This is a genomic window from Haloarcula sp. HT12, from assembly GCF_055271655.1.
The window spans coordinates 501596-517851 of sequence record NZ_JBUXKW010000004.1 but is presented as its reverse complement, the minus strand read 5'-3'; the positions used below and the strand labels follow the sequence as shown (position 1 = coordinate 517851).

General features: G+C 63.5%; 16 protein-coding genes. 6 read left to right on the top strand and 10 right to left on the bottom strand.

Annotated elements, in window-relative coordinates:
• Positions 1 to 90 precede the first annotated feature (90 nt).
• From ACY9XZ_RS15495 to ACY9XZ_RS15465, 7 genes are read right to left on the bottom strand one after another with little or no spacing between them, the layout of a single operon-like run.
• Entirely contained in the window at positions 91 to 780 is a 690-nt protein-coding gene (locus ACY9XZ_RS15495) for an urease accessory protein UreF (RefSeq protein ID WP_463457921.1), read from the bottom strand.
• Positions 777 to 1358 (bottom strand): urease accessory protein UreE, encoded by a 582-nt coding sequence (locus ACY9XZ_RS15490; RefSeq protein WP_463457920.1) that lies wholly within the window; start codon positions 1356 to 1358, stop codon positions 777 to 779. Before ACY9XZ_RS15490 ends, ACY9XZ_RS15495 begins: the two co-directional genes overlap by 4 nt.
• Positions 1358 to 2257 (bottom strand): urease accessory protein UreD, encoded by a 900-nt coding sequence (gene ureD / locus ACY9XZ_RS15485; protein ID WP_463457919.1) that lies wholly within the window; start codon positions 2255 to 2257, stop codon positions 1358 to 1360. Before ureD ends, ACY9XZ_RS15490 begins: the two co-directional genes overlap by 1 nt.
• A complete protein-coding gene (gene ureG / locus ACY9XZ_RS15480) occupies positions 2257 to 2880 on the bottom strand; it encodes an urease accessory protein UreG (protein WP_463457918.1) in 624 nt (207 codons plus the stop codon). Before ureG ends, ureD begins: the two co-directional genes overlap by 1 nt.
• Positions 2877 to 3254 (bottom strand): urease subunit gamma, encoded by a 378-nt coding sequence (locus ACY9XZ_RS15475; RefSeq protein ID WP_463457917.1) that lies wholly within the window; start codon positions 3252 to 3254, stop codon positions 2877 to 2879. The genes ureG and ACY9XZ_RS15475 overlap by 4 nt, the downstream gene beginning before the upstream one ends.
• Positions 3251 to 4957 carry an urease subunit alpha gene (gene ureC, locus ACY9XZ_RS15470; protein WP_463457916.1) on the bottom strand — a complete coding sequence of 569 codons (1707 nt, stop codon included), beginning with the start codon at positions 4955 to 4957 and terminating at the stop codon, positions 3251 to 3253. The genes ACY9XZ_RS15475 and ureC overlap by 4 nt, the downstream gene beginning before the upstream one ends.
• Positions 4954 to 5367 carry an urease subunit beta gene (locus tag ACY9XZ_RS15465; protein ID WP_463457915.1) on the bottom strand — a complete coding sequence of 138 codons (414 nt, stop codon included), beginning with the start codon at positions 5365 to 5367 and terminating at the stop codon, positions 4954 to 4956. The genes ureC and ACY9XZ_RS15465 overlap by 4 nt, the downstream gene beginning before the upstream one ends.
• Before the next feature lie 632 nt (positions 5368 to 5999).
• On the opposite strand from ACY9XZ_RS15465, the gene ACY9XZ_RS15460 reads away from it, so the two are divergent.
• The 6 genes from ACY9XZ_RS15460 (at position 6000) to ACY9XZ_RS15435 (ending at position 12492) form a co-directional block, all read left to right on the top strand.
• Positions 6000 to 7307, top strand: coding sequence for an urea ABC transporter substrate-binding protein (locus ACY9XZ_RS15460; protein ID WP_463457914.1), 1308 nt, complete (start codon positions 6000 to 6002; stop codon positions 7305 to 7307).
• Positions 7308 to 7309: 2 nt separating this feature from the next.
• Positions 7310 to 8248, top strand: coding sequence for an urea ABC transporter, permease protein UrtB (gene urtB / locus ACY9XZ_RS15455; protein ID WP_463457913.1), 939 nt, complete (start codon positions 7310 to 7312; stop codon positions 8246 to 8248).
• On the top strand, positions 8249 to 9403 hold the full coding sequence (gene urtC / locus ACY9XZ_RS15450) for an urea ABC transporter, permease protein UrtC (protein WP_463457912.1): 1155 nt from the start codon (positions 8249 to 8251) through the stop codon (positions 9401 to 9403).
• Positions 9403 to 10209, top strand: a complete 807-nt coding sequence (locus ACY9XZ_RS15445; protein WP_463457911.1) for an ABC transporter ATP-binding protein — start codon at positions 9403 to 9405, stop codon at positions 10207 to 10209. Before urtC ends, ACY9XZ_RS15445 begins: the two co-directional genes overlap by 1 nt.
• Positions 10209 to 10907 carry an ABC transporter ATP-binding protein gene (locus ACY9XZ_RS15440; protein WP_463457910.1) on the top strand — a complete coding sequence of 233 codons (699 nt, stop codon included), beginning with the start codon at positions 10209 to 10211 and terminating at the stop codon, positions 10905 to 10907. Before ACY9XZ_RS15445 ends, ACY9XZ_RS15440 begins: the two co-directional genes overlap by 1 nt.
• Before the next feature lie 169 nt (positions 10908 to 11076).
• A complete protein-coding gene (locus tag ACY9XZ_RS15435) occupies positions 11077 to 12492 on the top strand; it encodes a sodium-dependent transporter (RefSeq protein WP_463457909.1) in 1416 nt (471 codons plus the stop codon).
• 513 nt (positions 12493 to 13005) lie between these two features.
• On the opposite strand, the gene ACY9XZ_RS15430 is transcribed toward ACY9XZ_RS15435, so the two are convergent.
• The 3 genes from ACY9XZ_RS15430 to ACY9XZ_RS15420 all read right to left on the bottom strand — a co-directional run bounded on the left by ACY9XZ_RS15430 (position 13006) and on the right by ACY9XZ_RS15420 (position 16137).
• Complete coding sequence (locus ACY9XZ_RS15430) at positions 13006 to 14241, bottom strand: FAD-dependent monooxygenase (protein WP_463457908.1); 1236 nt, start codon at positions 14239 to 14241, stop codon at positions 13006 to 13008.
• 132 nt (positions 14242 to 14373) lie between these two features.
• On the bottom strand, positions 14374 to 14694 hold the full coding sequence (locus tag ACY9XZ_RS15425; protein WP_463457907.1) for a hypothetical protein: 321 nt from the start codon (positions 14692 to 14694) through the stop codon (positions 14374 to 14376).
• 117 nt (positions 14695 to 14811) lie between these two features.
• Positions 14812 to 16137 carry a CoA-binding protein gene (locus ACY9XZ_RS15420; RefSeq protein ID WP_463457906.1) on the bottom strand — a complete coding sequence of 442 codons (1326 nt, stop codon included), beginning with the start codon at positions 16135 to 16137 and terminating at the stop codon, positions 14812 to 14814.
• Positions 16138 to 16256: the final 119 nt, after the last annotated feature.

Here is a 16256-nt window from a genome sequence, read left to right as displayed (position 1 = left end):
TAAAGACTTATTTTGACACTATCTGTGGCCATTAGGTACTGTTCTCACCCTAAAACTCACTCAATACACATATATAACTCTAAGAGGGGGCTAACTGGCGAACAGACGCCGCTCTGCGCGTTCGTGATCGGCGGCGAGTACGTCTACCAGCGGGGCGAACGGCGTCATTTCATTTATCCCTCGATCCGCACTCTCATCGACTGCGGCTGTCATCACTGGCTGGAGGTCGTTGAGGATCCGTTGGGCATCCGTGTGACCCAGAGAGAGGAGCCGCTGGGCTGCGCCCAGCAACCCGGTGACGAACCCGTGACAGCACAGCAGGCAGGCCTCACGGACAGCCACACCGGCCAGCCCTGTCGCAACGCCGAGGACGACGGCGTAGTTCCCGGGTGCCCCGTCGGCGTCGACGCGCTCTGCGTAGCGGTCCAGCAGCGGCTCGTCACGCAGTTCGGTCTGGAGCGAGAGCAACCGGTCGCCGGACTGCTGGGCGCTCTCGCGGAACTCCGCGGCCAGCGTCACAGCCGAAAGCCGCCGGTCGGCCCGGCAGATCGCGTCGAGATTCCCGTCGATAGCGGCGGCGTGTGCGGCCCGGAGCGCGACGAGTTCGCCGGGACCGACTTGCCGGCGGAGGTACGTAGACAGTAGCGCTTCGAGGTCCGCCGCGCCCTCGACCCGGTCGTCCTGAATGAACTGTTCCAGCCCGTAGGAGACGGTGTAGGTTCCGACTGGGAGGAAGGAATCTGCCAGTCGGAAGGATTCCAGTGTCGCGGGGTCGCTCATTGGTCGCCTCCATCGATAGTCCGGACGCCGTGGTCGTGGGCGTGGCCATCGCCGCCGTGACTGTGGCCGCCGTCATGCGTGTGGTCGCCATCGCTGTGGGTGTGGTCAACCCCGCCGTCGTCGAACGTCGTCGGTGGCACGTGCTCGTACCGGGTCGGTACGTCCGCGGGGAGCAGTTCGGTGACCGCCGTCTCCATCCGTTCCTTCGAGTCGGTCACGGGAAACAGCGCCTCTCGCTCGCGGACCGCGAGATTCCAATGCTTGTTCCCGACTGCGTGACCGAGTTCCAGCGCCGCGGTCGGTGACACATCGCTGTCGGCGAAATCCAGCACGAGGGCCTCGATTGCGGCGAGTTCGACGACGACGAGGGTCCCGTCCTCGGCTTCCAGCACGTCGCCGTCCGCGAGGTCGCGGGCGACCACGATACCGAGGTCCCTGCCGTCTGTCGTTTCAGTCCGGACCCGCGAGCGCTGGCGGTCGGTGTCCGAGAGTACGACAGTGGTGAAGTCTGACGCGCCGAGATTCTCGGCGACAGTGCCGTCATCACGGTGGCCGAGGTAGGTGTCCGCGACCAGCATCAGTACTTCCTCCCGGACGGCGCGGGTGCGTCCAGCAGTTCCTGTCTAGCGTGGTCCCAGGCCGCGTGGAGCGTCGCCTGCACGGTCTCGGCCCGGTCGCCGAGAGCACGGACCGCGACGCCGGCCTCGTTCGGCAAGGCTGTCGCGCCGGCCCGGGCCTTGCCGTCGGTGACGACTGCGTGGAGCGCGTCGCTCAGGTCTGATTCGTCGTGGTCCGGTGCGAGAACGAACGCTGTCCCGTAGACGGTGAACTCGCCGAGAACGCCGGGTGCAGTGGGGTCCCCGTCCGCGGGCGTCAGATGCGTCGCGTCCTCGAACAGGAGCCCGTCGGAGCCAGTCCCGCGGACGCGGGAAAGGTACCGCTCGAACTCGAAGCGCTCACCCCGAGCGAGCCGTCCGGGGACAACTACGTCGCTGACAACTGCCGTTGCGCCGGGGGCCAAGTCGACCGTGAGTTCCTGCAGATACCTGGAATCGGCGTGGAGAATCGTCGGCTCGGGAACGTAATCCAGGTGGCCGCCAGCGCCAACGCTGAGTGTCGTGTCGGCGGCGGCGTAGTTACACGTCATCGACTGGACCTTCGTCGAGCTCTGAGTCGAGACGTGTGCGATGGCCTCGTCCCCGACCGTTATCGACACGTCGTGGCGGTCGCCCTGGGCGACGCCGCCGGTCGGTGACTGGATGAAAACGGTGTCGGCGTCGGGATGCGGGTCGTGGCCCAGCGTTCCCGAGATGTGGAACGGGACCGTCGCGTAGTCGTGCACCAGGGTCGTCCCGTCGGCCGCCCGCTCGAATGTCAGTTCGAGCACGCCGTCTTTCCCCGGCGACCCCACGGCGGCCTGTGGCACGGCCTCGGTCGCATACCCCTCGAACGCGGGATGGGGCGCGTCGGCTGCCATCAGGCGAACAACACCCCTTCGCGGACGTGTGTCAGCACCTCGTCGATGCCCGTTTCGTCTTTGCAGTTGGTGAAGACGACCGGTCCGTCCCGGACCTCGTCGGCGTCCCGCTCCATCACGTCGAGGTCGACGCCGACGTGCGGGGCGAGATCGGTCTTATTGATGACGAGCAGGTCACAGTCGACGACGCCGGGGCCGCGCTTGCGGGGGATATCCTCCCCCTCCGCGACCGAGATGACGTACAGCGAGTAGTCCGCGAGCTCGGGGTTGAACGTCGCCGCGAGGTTGTCGCCGCCGCTCTCGACTAGGACCAGGTCAAGTTCCGGATGCTCAGCGAGGAACGAATCGATCTGCTGGAGGTTCATCGACGGATCCTCGCGGATGCCCGTATGCGGGCACGCGCCGGTCTCGACGCCGGCCACGAGGTCCTCGGGGACGACCCCAGCGAACCGTTCACGGAGCACGTCGGCGTCTTCCTGGGTGAGGATGTCGTTGGCGATGACGCCCACGTCAAGTCCCTGGTCACGCAGCTCGGGGACGAGCGCGGTCAGCAGTGAGGTCTTTCCGGAGCCGACCGGGCCGCCGATGCCGACCGTCGCCACGTCGCGGTGTGTCAGACTCATTCGTCCGTGTCCTTGTCTCCGCCATCAGTCGTCGCTTCCTCGGCCTCGCTGTCGGCGCTTCCGACGCTGTCGGACCGGATCGGGTCGTGGACCGTCACCAGTTTCGTCCCGTCGGGGAAGACGGGTTCGACTTGGATCATGTCGATCATCTCCGGGACGCCGTCCATCACGTCCTCGCGGCCGAGCAGCTTCGACGCGCCGGATCGGATCTCGGCGACGGACTGGCCGTCCCGGCCGCGTTCGATGCACCAGTCGCTGATGTAGGCGACGGCTTCGGGGTGGTTCAGCGGGACGCCGCGTTCCTTGCGGCGTCGCGCGACCTCTGCGGCGGTAAAGACCGTGAGTCGTTCCTGTTCTTTGGCTGTGAGTTTCATAGCAGATACCGCTGTGCGAGTGGGAGTTCGGAGGACGGTTCGCAGGTGACGTGGTCGCCGTCGACCCGGACCTCGAACGTCTCCGGGTCGACTTCGATGTCGTCGGGGCAGTAGCTGTTGTACACCATATCGCTCTTGCCGGGGGTGCGCGCGCCCTCGATGGGAACGACGCGGGAATCGAGGCCGTATTCCTCGCCGACGTTGGCTTCGGCGGCCGCCGGAGAGACGAACGAAAGCGAGAGGGCGTGCTTGGCCTTGCCGACAGCACCGGCACGTTCGCGCTGGAGAATCGGCTCGCAGGTCATCAGCGAGCCGTTCGCTTCGCCCATCTCGGAGTGGACCGGGAAGCCGCCCTTGAACGTCATCGCCGGCTTGACCCCAAAGAAGGCGGGGTCCCACAGGCAGATGTCGGCGAGCTTGCCGGGTTCGAGCGTCCCAACGTACTCGTCGATACCTGCCGAGATCGCGGGGTTGACAGTGTACTTCGCGATGTAGCGCTTGATGCGGTGGTTGTCCGCGCCGGTCCCCTCGTCCTCGGGGAGCGGGCCGCGCTGGGACTTCATCTTCGAGGCCGTCTGCCACGTCCGCGGGATGACTTCGGCCATCCGGCCCATCGCCTGTGAATCGGAGGTCATCATCGAGATCGCGCCCATGTCGTGAAGCACGTCCTCGGCGGCGATGGTCTCCGCGCGAACGCGGGACTCCGCGAAGGCCACGTCCTCCGGCACGTCTGGGTTGAGGTGGTGACACACCATCACCATGTCCAGGTGTTCGTCGAACGTGTTGTCGGTGTACGGCATCGACGGGTTCGTCGACGACGGGAGCATGTTCGGCTCGCCGACCATCTCCATGATGTCCGGCGCGTGGCCGCCGCCCGCGCCCTCGATGTGGAACAGGTGCATGGTTCGGCCGTCGACGGCACCGAAGGTGTTCTCGACGAAGCCGGCCTCGTTCAGTGTGTCCGTGTGCATACACACCTGCACGTCCTCGTCTTCAGCAACATCGAGGCAGGTGTCGATGGTCTCGGGCGTCGACCCCCAGTCCTCGTGGAGTTTCAGCCCGCAAGCACCGGCCTCCACCTGTTCGCGGAGCGGGCCGGGGTCTGAAGCGTTGCCCTTCCCGTAGAAACCGACGTTGACCGGCCATTCCTCGGCCGCCTGGAGGAACCGTTTGATGTTCTCCGGGCCGGTCGTGGTCGTCGTCGCGCCGCCGCCGTACCCGCCGCCGAGCATCGTCGTGATGCCGCCCGACAGCGCGTGTTCGTGAAGCTGTGCGGAGTTGAAGTGGATGTGGATGTCGAGGCCCCCGGCCGTCGCAATCTTCCCTTCGGCGGGGTAGACGTCCGTCGATGGACCCACGACCATGTCGACGCCGTCCATCGTGTCGGGATTCCCGGCCTTCCCGATGCCAGCGATTTCGCCGTTCCGAATACCGATGTCGGCGGCGACGATACCGAGTATCGGGTCGATGATCGTCGCGTTCGTCAGCACCCAGTCGAGTGCGCCCTCCGCCTGTGTGACGCCGGGAGCCATCCCCAGCCCGTCCCGGAGCGTCTTCCCGCCGCCGAAGACGGCCTCATCACCGTGGGTCCGGAGGTCCTCTTCGACATCGGCGAACAGCTCCGTGTCACCCAACCGTATCGTATCGCCCGTCGTCGGCCCGTACAGCTCGGCGTAGTTCTCGTGGTCGATGTCTCGTGTCATTGGTCGGACTCCGCGTCGCTGTCCGCTACTTCCTCGCCGGTATCGCCGAACCCGGCCGCACGCATCCGCTCGACGGCGTCGCTCGTCTCGCCGTCGACGCTCCCGTTGACCAGTCCGTTCATCCCGTGGGCGCGGCGCTTGCCGCCGATCTCGACGAGTTCGACCGTCTGCTCGTCGCCGGGCTCGAACCGGACGGCCGTCCCGGCGGGGATGTTCAGCCGCATCCCCATGGCCGCCTCGCGGTCGAACTCCAGGGCCGCGTTGGCCTCGAAGAAGTGGAAGTGTGACCCGACCTGGGACGGCCGGTCGCCGGTGTTGCCGACCGTCACTTCGGTCGTCTCCCGACCCTCGTTCAGTGTGACAGTTCCCTCGCCCGGGATGACCTCACCGGGCACGAGTCCGTCGCTCATTGCACCACCGTCCAGAGTATTTCTGACTGTTCGTCTACCATCTGCCCCTCTCTTTGAATACACATACTAAAATGGTTGCTCTCTGCGCAAGTGACGCCTCTATATCGGAAATCGGATTAAATGCTAAAATTATGGTCGTATATAAAGGGTTCCGACTATCGAATCGTCCGACTTCTCGGGGTTAACGCGACTCACGTCCAGTCTGTCGGCAGTGCCGACGGTGCGTGGCACCTGTGGCGCGGGCGAGAATACGACGGCCGATCTGCGGTCAGAGAGCGCAAAACTCGCCGATAGCTGCGAGACGGACCGTTGCGACGGAAAGATACCAGGATTCTCTATTTTTGCCGTATTGACTAGCAGCATCCCAAAATTACTGAATAATCCAAATTTCAACTCTGGTCCTAGTGGTTTCACTTTCTATTCGTCATATCCTTTGACGACCTTATACTCTCCAGACTGTGTGAAGGACAATATAAGATAAGAGTGGTAAACCTTATTTTCCCCCTCCCAGACGGCAACACTGTGAGCGAAATCATGGACGAACGTTCGGATATCACGAGAAAAGAACGAGAGATAGTCAACGAATGCGAGTATACCGGCACTAACAACAATCCGGAACTGGCGGTGGAAGCATGAGTCGGTCGCCCATCAGCCGGCGGCAGTTCCTCGGGGCGAGTGGGGCTGCACTCGTCACTGGCCTCGCCGGCTGTTCGGCCGGTGAGGGCGGGACCTCGACGGACACCGCGAGCAGTACCGAGACGCTCAAGATCGGCGTCCTCGAGGACCAGTCCGGAAACTTCGCTCTCGTCGGCGACCCGAAAGCGAAGGCGTCGATGCTCGCTATCGAAGAGATCAACGCTAACGGCGGCATCGACGGGATGCAGATCGAGACGTTCCAGCGTGACCCACAGTCGGACAACCAGCGCTACCAGGAACTCACCCGGACGGCGATCAACGAGGAGAACGTCGACGCGCTGTGGGCCGGCTACTCTTCGGCAACTCGGGAGGCCATCCGTCCGATAATCGACCGCAACGAACAGCTGTACTTCTATACCACCCAGTACGAGGGCGGTGTCTGTGACGAGTTCACCTTCGCGGTCGGCCCGACCGCCCGCCAGCAACTCGGTATCGTCCTCCCGTATCTGGTCGAGGAGTTCGGGCCTGACATCTACACCATCGCGGCCGACTACAACTTCGGCCAGCTCTCGGCCGACTGGGTGAAGGTGCTGGCAAACGAGAACGACGCGAACGTCCTGGGCGAGGAGTTCATCCCGCTCAGCGAGTCCTCTTTTGGTTCGACGATCAACCGGATTCAGGAGGAAGACCCGGACTTCGTCATGTCGATGCTCGTCGGCGCGAACCACACGTCGTTCTACGAGCAGAAGGCCTCGGCAGGTCTCGACGTGCCGATCGGCACCTCGACGGCAATGGCACAGGGGTACGAACACCGACGGCTCGACGCCCCAGCGATGGCCAACATCTACGCGGGCGTCAACTACATGGAGGAAGTCCCGACCGACAGCAACACGCGTGACGGCGGCTTCGTCGACCGGTACTTCGAGATGTACCCCGACGCGCCCTACCTCAACGAGGAGGCCGAGACCAACTACTTCTCGACGTACATGTACAAGAAAGCCGTCGAGCAGGCCGGCACCACCGAACAGCCGGAAGTCATCGACGCTCTAGAGTCGGGGATCGAACTCGGCACGGAAGAGGCACCTGAAGCCCCAGAGGGCGAGACGATAAGCCTCGACGGCGCGACCCACCACGTCGACCACCACATGTGGATCATGCGCGCAGACGAGGAGCACAACGTCGAAGCCGTCGAGAACCGACAGATCCCCGAGACGTTCCTCTCGGAGACGGCCGGCTGTAACCTCCCCGAGAACCCGGAGCAGACCCAGTACACCCCGGTCGACTACTACGAGGAGGCCGAGTAGGGATGGTAAACGGCATCAACCTCGCGTTACAGTTCCTCGACAGCTTCGCGTTCATCGTGCTCGCTGCGGCGGGGTTGGCCATCATCTTCGGGATCATGGGCGTCATCAATCTGGCACACGGGGAGTTCATCCTCATCGGTGCGTACACGTCAACGCTGGCTGTGACCACGTTCGGGATTCCGCTCGTCGTGGCAATGGCCCTTGGCGGCGTCGTCACTGGCCTCTTCGGGATTCTGACCGAGCGGGTTATCATCTCCGGAGCGTGGCCCAACTACGTTAGCCAGCGGACGCTCGGCCGTGACATCATCCAGCCGCTGTACGACCGATTGGCCGATTCGATGGTCGCCACGTTCGGGCTCAGCCTGATACTGACTCAGGGAGCTCGGATCCGCTTTGGGAACTCTATCGACCAGATATCTACGCCGTTCGGTGCGATCTCGTACGGTTCGTTCTCCTACTCGACGTACCGGATCGTGTTGGCCGGCATCAGCATCGGGCTGCTGGTGGCCACCTACTACCTGTTCACCCGGACCGAGTTCGGCATGCGCGCCCGGGCGACGATACAGGACAAGGAAACCGCACAGGCGATGGGGGTCAACACCGACCGCATGTACATGCTCACGTTCGGTATCGGATCGGCGCTGGCCGGGCTGACTGGCGCGCTGTTCGCGCCCGTCGTCTCGATGCAGCCGTCTCTGGGCGACCAGTTCCTCGTCGAGGCGTTCGTCGCCGTCGTCGTGGGCGGCCCGAGTGTCGTGCTCGGGACCGCGCTCTCGGGCGGCGTCCTCGGGGCGATTCTGGCCACGTTCACGAACCTCTACGGGACGTTCATCGGCCGCATCGCGCTGCTGGTCGCCGCGCTGATCGCGCTCAGATTCCTCCCCGAAGGGATCACCGGCTTCCTCGAACAAGTACGGAAACGCAGACAGGAGAGCGAATAAATGTCGACAAACAGCGCAAACGGCGAGGCGAACAGGTCGCTCCCGGGCCGGCTCCGCAGCCGGTTCGAGGGGCCCAACACCATCGGGGAGTCGCGCGGGTTCTGGGTCGGCTTCCTGGTCGCCGTCGCCGCCCTGGCCGTCTACCCGGTGTTCGGCGACGGCTCGCAGCTGTCGCTGTTCATGGTGCTGGCGCTATTGGGGCTTTCGCTGTCGGTCGTCTGGGGCTACTCGGGCGTGCTGAGCTTCGGCCAGGTCGTGTTCTTCGGGATCGGGGCCTACACGTTCGGCGTCGTCTCGATCAACTTCGCGACCCCGGGCGGTATCACCGGCGCTGTCATCGCCGGAATCCTCATGGGAGGGCTTAGCGCGGCGATACTGGGCTACTTTATGTTCTATGGTGGGGTGCGTGACGTCTACGTCACCATCATCACGCTCGTCTCGACGATCGTGCTCCACACGTTCATGGCCCAGACCGCCGGGTCCGAGTGGGCCATCGGCGAGGCGGCCCTCGGTGGGTTCAACGGGATGCCGGACATCCCGCTGCTGACGCTGGGCATCGAAGGAGCCTCCTACCAATTCATCTACAACCCGTTCCCGATGCGGATCATCGGTATCGGAGCGTTCGAAATCAGCCCGTTCTACTACCTCGTCCTCCTCCTGCTGGTCGGAACGTACCTCGGACTGCGAGCCCTCGTGAACTCCGATTACGGCCGCGTGATGGTCGCTGTCCGCGAAGACGAGGACCGCACCGAGATGTTCGGCTACAACGTGACCCGCGTCAAGTTCGTCGTGTTCACGCTCGGAGGTGCGCTGGCGGGTCTGTCCGGCGTCCTGTACGCCGCGCGGAACGTCTACATCGACCCGACCGTGTTCTCGCTGCTGTTCGCGACGCTGCCGGTCATCTGGGTGAGCATCGGCGGCCGAAAGAGCCTGCTCGGAGCCATCATCGCCACGCTCGCCGTCGAATACCTCCGTATCTCGATGGCTGGAGAGCTGGCGCTGGTCCTGCTTGGGACCCTGTTGCTGGTGACGATTCTGGTGCTCCCCGGCGGGTTCGTCCCGTGGGTCCACCAGCGGATCGTCGACGCCCGGATCGGCCCGGGCAGCCCCAGCGGATCTGACGCACCGGACGCGTCGAGAGAGGTGAGTGACTAATGAGTGATACTGAAACCGAATCCGACATCGACCCGCTTGGGCCGAATGTCCGACAGACCGCGGCGGAACTGGCAACGGGTGATCGAACGGAGACGCTGCTGCAGACCGACGGTCTCGTCAAGCAGTTCGGCGGGTTCACCGCCACCGACGAGGTGGACTTCTCGGTCGCCGAGGGGGAACTGCGCTGTCTCATCGGCCCCAACGGCGCTGGCAAGTCGACGCTGTTGAACCTGATTACGGGGACCTACGACGTAACCGACGGGAGCATCTACTACAACGGCCACGAAATCACCGATCTCGACCCACACGAACGGGTCTCGCGCGGTATCAGTATGAAGTTCCAGGTCCCGTCCGTGTACGGCGACCTGAGCGTCAGAGAGAACGTCAGGCTCCCCGTCCAGCAGTTCGCCGACGGGGCGGAGCGACGCCGGCTGGTCGCCGAGGCCATCGAGGCTGCGGGGCTCACTGGCTACGAGGACGTTGACGCCAGCCAGCTCTCACACGGGCAGCAACAGCAACTGGAGATCGGGATGGCCGCCGCGCTCGAACCCGATTTACTCTTGCTGGACGAGCCGGTTGCCGGCCTCGACGTGGCCGAGCGCGAGGCCATCGCCGAGCGGATCACGCGGCTCAACGAGGAGCAAGGGATCGCCTTCGTCGTCATCGAACACGACACCGACTTCGTCGCGAGCATCGCCGACGAAGTGACTGTCCTGCACAACGGCGAGGTGTTCCGCGAGGGGCCGATCGAGGAGATAGAGTCGGACCCGGCGGTCCAGCGGATCTATCTGGGGGGTGAGTCGTGATGCTCGAACTCGACGGTGTCACCGCCGCCTACGACACGACGCCGATACTTCGGGACGTGGACCTCTCCGTCGAGGAGGGTGAAATCGTCGGCGTGATGGGGAAAAACGGTGTCGGCAAGACGACGCTGCTAAAGACCGTGATGGGGCTGTTAGAACCAAGCGAGGGAACCATCACCTACGACGGTACCGACGTGACGACCGCCTCGGCCGACGAGCGTGCCCGGGCAGGCATCGGCTACATCCCACAGGGCCGTGATGTCTTCCCCAAACTCACCGTCGAGCAGAATATCAAGATGGGCGAGACAATCCGGTCGGACAGCGACGAGACACTGTACGATCAGATATACGACTACTTCCCGGTGCTTCAGGAGCGGGCCAGCCAGGAGGCCGGCACGCTCTCGGGCGGACAACAGCAGATGCTCGCTATCGGCCGGGCGCTGGTCTCGAACCCAGATCTGCTCCTCCTCGACGAACCGAGTGAGGGTATCCAGCCCTCTATCGTCGACCAGATCAGTCAGGATATGCAAACAATCAACGACGACCTCGGGACGACGATCCTGTTCGTGGAGCAAAACCTCGGCGTCATCCGCGAGATGGCCGACCGCTGTTACGCGATGGAACGCGGCACGGTCGTCGACGAGCTCGGCCCGTCGACGATTGCCGACGAGGACGCGATTGCGGAGTACCTCGCGGTCTGAAGGGGACTGCTGTCGCTGTTTCCCGCGACGGGTTTCCGACTCCCGAGGGTCGAACGAGGTAACAGCCTGCATACAGCTAGGGCCGTCGGCCCGCTGATTCCTCCATAATCAAGTGCAAGGGATCGAATCAACACAGTCTTGAGTAGCCACTGAACAGACCTGTACACGAATGTCCGCTCGTGACACATGGCTATCGAACCTCGGCTTCGTGCTCGCCGCCGTCGGCGGTGCGGCGGGCCTCGGGAACATCTGGCGGTTCCCGTGGCTGACCGCCGGAAACGGTGGGAGCGCGTTCCTCATCGTCTACCTGCTCGTTGTCGTCGGCATCGGCGTCCCGGGACTGCTTGCTGAGTTCGTCCTCGGACGCTGCGGCCGGCAGACGCCAACCGCGGCGCTTCGCTCGCTTACTGGCTCCCGCTGGGGGTCGTGGCTGGGCGCGTTCAACGTTTTCACGACGCTTGTCATCCTCTCGTTTTACTCCGTTGTGGGCGGGTGGATCCTCCGCTACACGCTGGTCTCGCCGGTCGGGGCGTATTTCGGTCAGCCCCAGCAGTACTTCGGGGCGGTCAGCTTCGGCATCGACGCCGTCGCCTTTCACCTGCTGTTTCTCGGCATCGTCGCCGGCATCGTCTTTTTCGGCGTGAGCCGCGGCATCGAACGCGTCTCGAAGGTGATGCTCCCGGGTGTCGTGATAATCCTTCTCGGCCTCGCGATATGGACGGCCACCCAGCCCGGCACGGCCGCCGGCTACGTGTTCTATCTCAGTTTCGACGCCGACTACCTCGCCGCCAACTTCCTGAGCGTTATCGGCCCGGCGGCGGGCCAAGCGCTGTTCACGCTCTCACTCGGCGCTGGGGTCATGCTGACATACGCTTCGTATCTCGACGACAACGCATTCCTGCCACGGGATACGCTGGTCATCGCGGTCTCGAACACGTTCATCGGCGTCCTCGCCGGGCTGGTCGTCATTCCGCTGCTGTTTTCCCAGGGTGTCGACCCCGGACAGGGCGGCCCGGGCGCGCTGTTCGTCGCGCTCGCGACGGCGTTTGCGACGCTTCCGGGCGGCTCCCTCGTCGCGACGGCGTTTTTCGCGACCGTCTTGATGGCTGCGGTGACCAGCGGCATCAGCCTGCTCGAAACGCCGGTCGCCACGCTCGTCGACAGTTTCGGCGTCCCGCGACGCCGTGCGACGGTGCTGGTCTCGGTTCTGCTTGCGGCCACTGGGAGCGGACTGGCACTCACAAGTTCGGTCTTCCAGTTCGTCTCCGGCACGCTCGCAGACCTGCTGTTGACGGTCGGGCTGTTCGCGTTCACTGTCATCGTCGGCTGGCTGTTGCGTGGGGAGGCGCTGGCAGAGTTTCGCGCTGGGACCGACCGCTTCAAGTGGTTAGCCAGGCCGTGGCTCCTGACGGTCAGTTGGGTGCTCCCCGTCGTCGTGTTGTTCCTGTTGACGAACACGCTCGCATCGCTGGCCGGGATGTCGCTGGGGCTGGGCGGCCGGGCGATCATCGCCGTCGTCGGCACTGTCGCCCTGGCCGTCGCAGTCAAGAACAGAAGCTGGAGCGACCGGCTGAGTTCGCACTAGCCACGGCTGTCCTGCTCGCGCCCTATCTTGATTCGCACACCAGTAAACAGGTAGACTACCACCCTACTACGGTTCTCAGTAGGACCTGTGACGAGACGGTCTCTAAAACAGTCAGCGCTGCTTCTGTGGTTCGGGCCGCATCGATGCAATGGATCACCCTCCCTGAATGTCGTCAATGACCTGCGGCAGTGAGTACTGATAACTCCAAACCCTCGCATATGTGCAAAATCCTACTACTGATTATATAGTCTCGACATATATCCTCATCCTATTGAATTACACTTGTAGATGACCGTATCTCACTCTAGAATAGAGAAAGAATCTACAGAACACGCTCTATCGGCGGAAAAAGCGGGCACAGGAACGACCATACCTCCGCCAAAGTATTTGTAATCGAATCTCCCGTCCGTTGGTACTGCGTAGTAGTGATCGAACGACAACGCGACCGTCAGTAAAACGCCGAAACAAAGCGTCGGTGATGCCCAGCGGCCAACGGAATCAGGCCAGATCGGGTCAGTAGTTGCCCGTCGTGACAATCGGCGGTGCGTCGTGGGGGCCGTACGGCGCGTCGTCCAGATACTCCCCTGCCGGTTCGAAGTAGTCCGCGAGCGACGCGGCCGCCTCCTTTCGGAGGACGGTCGCGGGATTGTCGCCCTGGAGATACTCCAGTGCCGTCCCTGCGGCTTCGAGGTTGTATTCGGCAGCGCGCTCACGCCGCGCAGCGTACAGTTCGACCTCGTCACGCGCGACGGCGTCCCGCTGTGCGTGGTACGCCACAGTAATCGCGGAGGCCGCTTCGTCGGCGTCGGCCACGCCCGAGTTCATCCCGCGGGCACCGAACGGCGCAAGCAGGTGGGCCGCCTCGCCGGCCAGCAGTACGCGCCGGTTCTCGTCGATGAACGTGTCGGCCATGACCTGCAGGAACTTGTAACTGGACACCCAGGAGACGTTGTCGGCGTACTGCTCGCCCATGATCTCCGACACGAACTCCTGCATCTTCTCGTCGGTGATCAGTTCGTCGGGGTCGTCACCGTCGACACACTGAATATCGAGCCGCCAGCCGCCGGTGAACGGGACCAGCATGACGTTTCGCCCGCCGGCTCTCGGATCGTCGTAGTGGAACAGCCGTTCGAGCGGCCACTGCTCGTCCTGGTCTTCGATTTCGTCGACGTCGGCGATGATGAACGAGTTCTCCGACTGGTCGCCCTCGAACTCGGCACCGATTTCGTCGCGCACTGTCGAGCCGCCGCCGTCCGCCCCAACGAGGTACGGCGTCTCCCACTCGCGGCCGTCCGACGTTTCGACGGTGACACCGTCCGAACTCGATTCGACTGTTTCCACCGCACAGTCCCAGTGGATCTCGATCCCCGCTTCGTCGATGGCCTCGTGCATGTAGTCTTCCGTCCGGGCCTGGGGAATACTGGTGAAGTGCGGGAACTTCCCGTCGCCACCGGGGTTGTCGTAGGTCCGACTGAACACTTCCTTGCCCCGCCAGCACGTCCGCCGGGTCGGCCAGACCAGCCCGTCCTTGACGAGGTTCTCGCCAAGCCCCGGATGGGCGCGTTCGAGCGTGTGCAGCGTCGACCCGTGGACGTAGATCGCTCGACTCCCAGACCGGTCCCGGTCCTCGGATTCCGCTTCGAGAATCGTCGCCGGAACGCCGCGTGCGTTCAGGGCAAGCGCCGTGGTCATCCCGACCGGACCCGCACCCGCAATCAGCACTGGCCGTTCCGCATCAGTGGTACTCATGGTGTCTACCTTGTCGTTACGACACAACCGTCATAATTATTGTGGTTATGTAGCAGAAAACCGCGCCTCAAACGCGCTACGGACGGATATTGATGTAACTATGGCCGGGCGAACACGCTGTGGCACACGCCGTTACAGGCCCAGTTGTGTCTCGACCCAGTGGTCGCGTGCGGCGAACACCATCTCCTCTTCGTCTTCGAAAGCCGTCGCCTCGGCAACGAACTCGTCCCACGTGCCATCGGGCACTAGTTCGAGTTCGGCCGCTGAACTTGCGTCCGACGGACTGGCTGCGACCATCTCGTCGAACGAATCGAAATCAGTGAACTCCCGCATGAACACCTCGTCGAAGATATCCGTAACCGGGATCTCTTCGTGTTTACCGACGACGTCGCGTGGATGCGGGAGGTCATCTGCTTCGGCAGCCGCTTCTGCCAGGTCGCTTGCTTGAACCATACAGACAATGATGACTAATACCTTGTAAACGTTTCTGGTGCCCGCAGCGACAGCCCGAGATGCGCCACAGCCCGTGAAGCTGTGACTCCCACTCGATCCGGGGAGCGGGCCGACGACCTAGCGCGACAACTCGGCCAGCACGGACGCGGCGTAGGCCCCACGCTCGGGTGTATTGAACGTGGCAACGCCGAGATCCTCCATCCGCTGTCGGTCTTCGGCAAGGGCGTCGCTCGGGCCAGCGACGGTAAACACGACCGGCTTGTCTACCTCGTTCGTGAGTCGCTCGAGTTCTTCGACGGGGTAGCCCAGGGAGTGCTCGAAGATCTCGTAGACGAGAACGATGTCGACGTTGTCGTCACGCCCCACAGCGTCGATGACCTCACCGAACTCGGGCATCGGGCGGCCTGTATCGATCGGGTTCCGGTCGTAGGTGAACCCGAGCAGGATGTCATCGAGTCGTTCACGGGTCTCTGCGGTCAGTTCCGGGAAGTTCACGTTCCGTTCCTCCAGGTAGTCCGCCATCATGATGCCCGGACCGGCCTGTGCCGTGACGAGTCCGACGTTGGGGCCTGCTGCGGGCGGACACGTCGCCAGAACCCGGCTTGCATCCAGTAGCTCTGTCATCGAGTCTGCCATGACGGCACCGGCGTCCGTGAGTTCCTGTTCGTAGCTGTCGCCCGCCTGAACCGGCGCAGCAGTGTGCGACTGGACGAACTCGTCGACCCGGTTCCCGGATTTCAGCGCGACCACTGGGGTACTCGCCTCGTCGATAGCCTGTACGGCCGCGTCGAATCTGTCTGTCCCTTCGATGTGAAGGGCCATCGCCCCGGTCTCCGGGTCGTCGTCGACGGCCGGAATCACGTCGCCGAAGTCCGTGTTGACGCGATTCCCGAGCCCGTACATCCCCGCAGTCCCGTACCCTTCCCTGTCTAGCTGGAACGTGGCGGTTACCCCGACGCCGCCGCTCTGTGCGATTACCGCCACATCCCCGGTCGCTATCTCGTCGAACCCTGGAACGAAGGAACTGAACACGGACCGATGTGGGATGATATGTCCGGCCGTGTTCGGCCCGAGGATAGAGATATCGTATTCCTGTGCCGTGTGGCGGATCTGTTCCTGGAGCTGCTCGCCACGCTCCCCGGATTCGGCGAACCCGCCGGCAAAGACGACAGCACCGCCAACGCCCGCCTCCCCGCAGTCCGAGATGACATCAGGCGTCGCGGGGGCGGGGACACAGCAGAGCGCGAGGTCGGCGTCGGTGTCCTCGACGGAATCGACGAACTCGTAGCCGTAGACTGCTCCCTCGCCGGAGGGGTTCACCGGATACACGGGGCCGTCGAACTCCTTCGCGTTCGCCATCGCGTCGTTGCCGAGTTTCCCCGGCGTTTTTGAGGCACCGATAACTGCGATACTGTCCGGATCGAACAGATCTGTCAGGCTCATGCGCTTCCTTTTCGTGAGCGATGAATATAATTTTCGAATATCGGGGTCGCCCACGGCCTTCGAAACCCACGGTGTCGGTGACCGCACCACGGCGGATTTTTATCCGTCCGTTGCATCCG

Coding starts and splice junctions, on each gene's coding strand:
- ACY9XZ_RS15495 (WP_463457921.1), bottom strand. CDS start 780: ATGAGCGACCCCGCGACACTGGAATCCTTCCGACTGGCAGATTCCTTC.
- ACY9XZ_RS15490 (WP_463457920.1), bottom strand. CDS start 1,358: ATGCTGGTCGCGGACACCTACCTCGGCCACCGTGATGACGGCACTGTC.
- ureD (WP_463457919.1), bottom strand. CDS start 2,257: ATGGCAGCCGACGCGCCCCATCCCGCGTTCGAGGGGTATGCGACCGAG.
- ureG (WP_463457918.1), bottom strand. CDS start 2,880: ATGAGTCTGACACACCGCGACGTGGCGACGGTCGGCATCGGCGGCCCG.
- ACY9XZ_RS15475 (WP_463457917.1), bottom strand. CDS start 3,254: ATGAAACTCACAGCCAAAGAACAGGAACGACTCACGGTCTTTACCGCC.
- ureC (WP_463457916.1), bottom strand. CDS start 4,957: ATGACACGAGACATCGACCACGAGAACTACGCCGAGCTGTACGGGCCG.
- ACY9XZ_RS15465 (WP_463457915.1), bottom strand. CDS start 5,367: ATGAGCGACGGACTCGTGCCCGGTGAGGTCATCCCGGGCGAGGGAACT.
- ACY9XZ_RS15460 (WP_463457914.1), top strand. CDS start 6,000: ATGAGTCGGTCGCCCATCAGCCGGCGGCAGTTCCTCGGGGCGAGTGGG.
- urtB (WP_463457913.1), top strand. CDS start 7,310: ATGGTAAACGGCATCAACCTCGCGTTACAGTTCCTCGACAGCTTCGCG.
- urtC (WP_463457912.1), top strand. CDS start 8,249: ATGTCGACAAACAGCGCAAACGGCGAGGCGAACAGGTCGCTCCCGGGC.
- ACY9XZ_RS15445 (WP_463457911.1), top strand. CDS start 9,403: ATGAGTGATACTGAAACCGAATCCGACATCGACCCGCTTGGGCCGAAT.
- ACY9XZ_RS15440 (WP_463457910.1), top strand. CDS start 10,209: ATGCTCGAACTCGACGGTGTCACCGCCGCCTACGACACGACGCCGATA.
- ACY9XZ_RS15435 (WP_463457909.1), top strand. CDS start 11,077: ATGTCCGCTCGTGACACATGGCTATCGAACCTCGGCTTCGTGCTCGCC.
- ACY9XZ_RS15430 (WP_463457908.1), bottom strand. CDS start 14,241: ATGAGTACCACTGATGCGGAACGGCCAGTGCTGATTGCGGGTGCGGGT.
- ACY9XZ_RS15425 (WP_463457907.1), bottom strand. CDS start 14,694: ATGGTTCAAGCAAGCGACCTGGCAGAAGCGGCTGCCGAAGCAGATGAC.
- ACY9XZ_RS15420 (WP_463457906.1), bottom strand. CDS start 16,137: ATGAGCCTGACAGATCTGTTCGATCCGGACAGTATCGCAGTTATCGGT.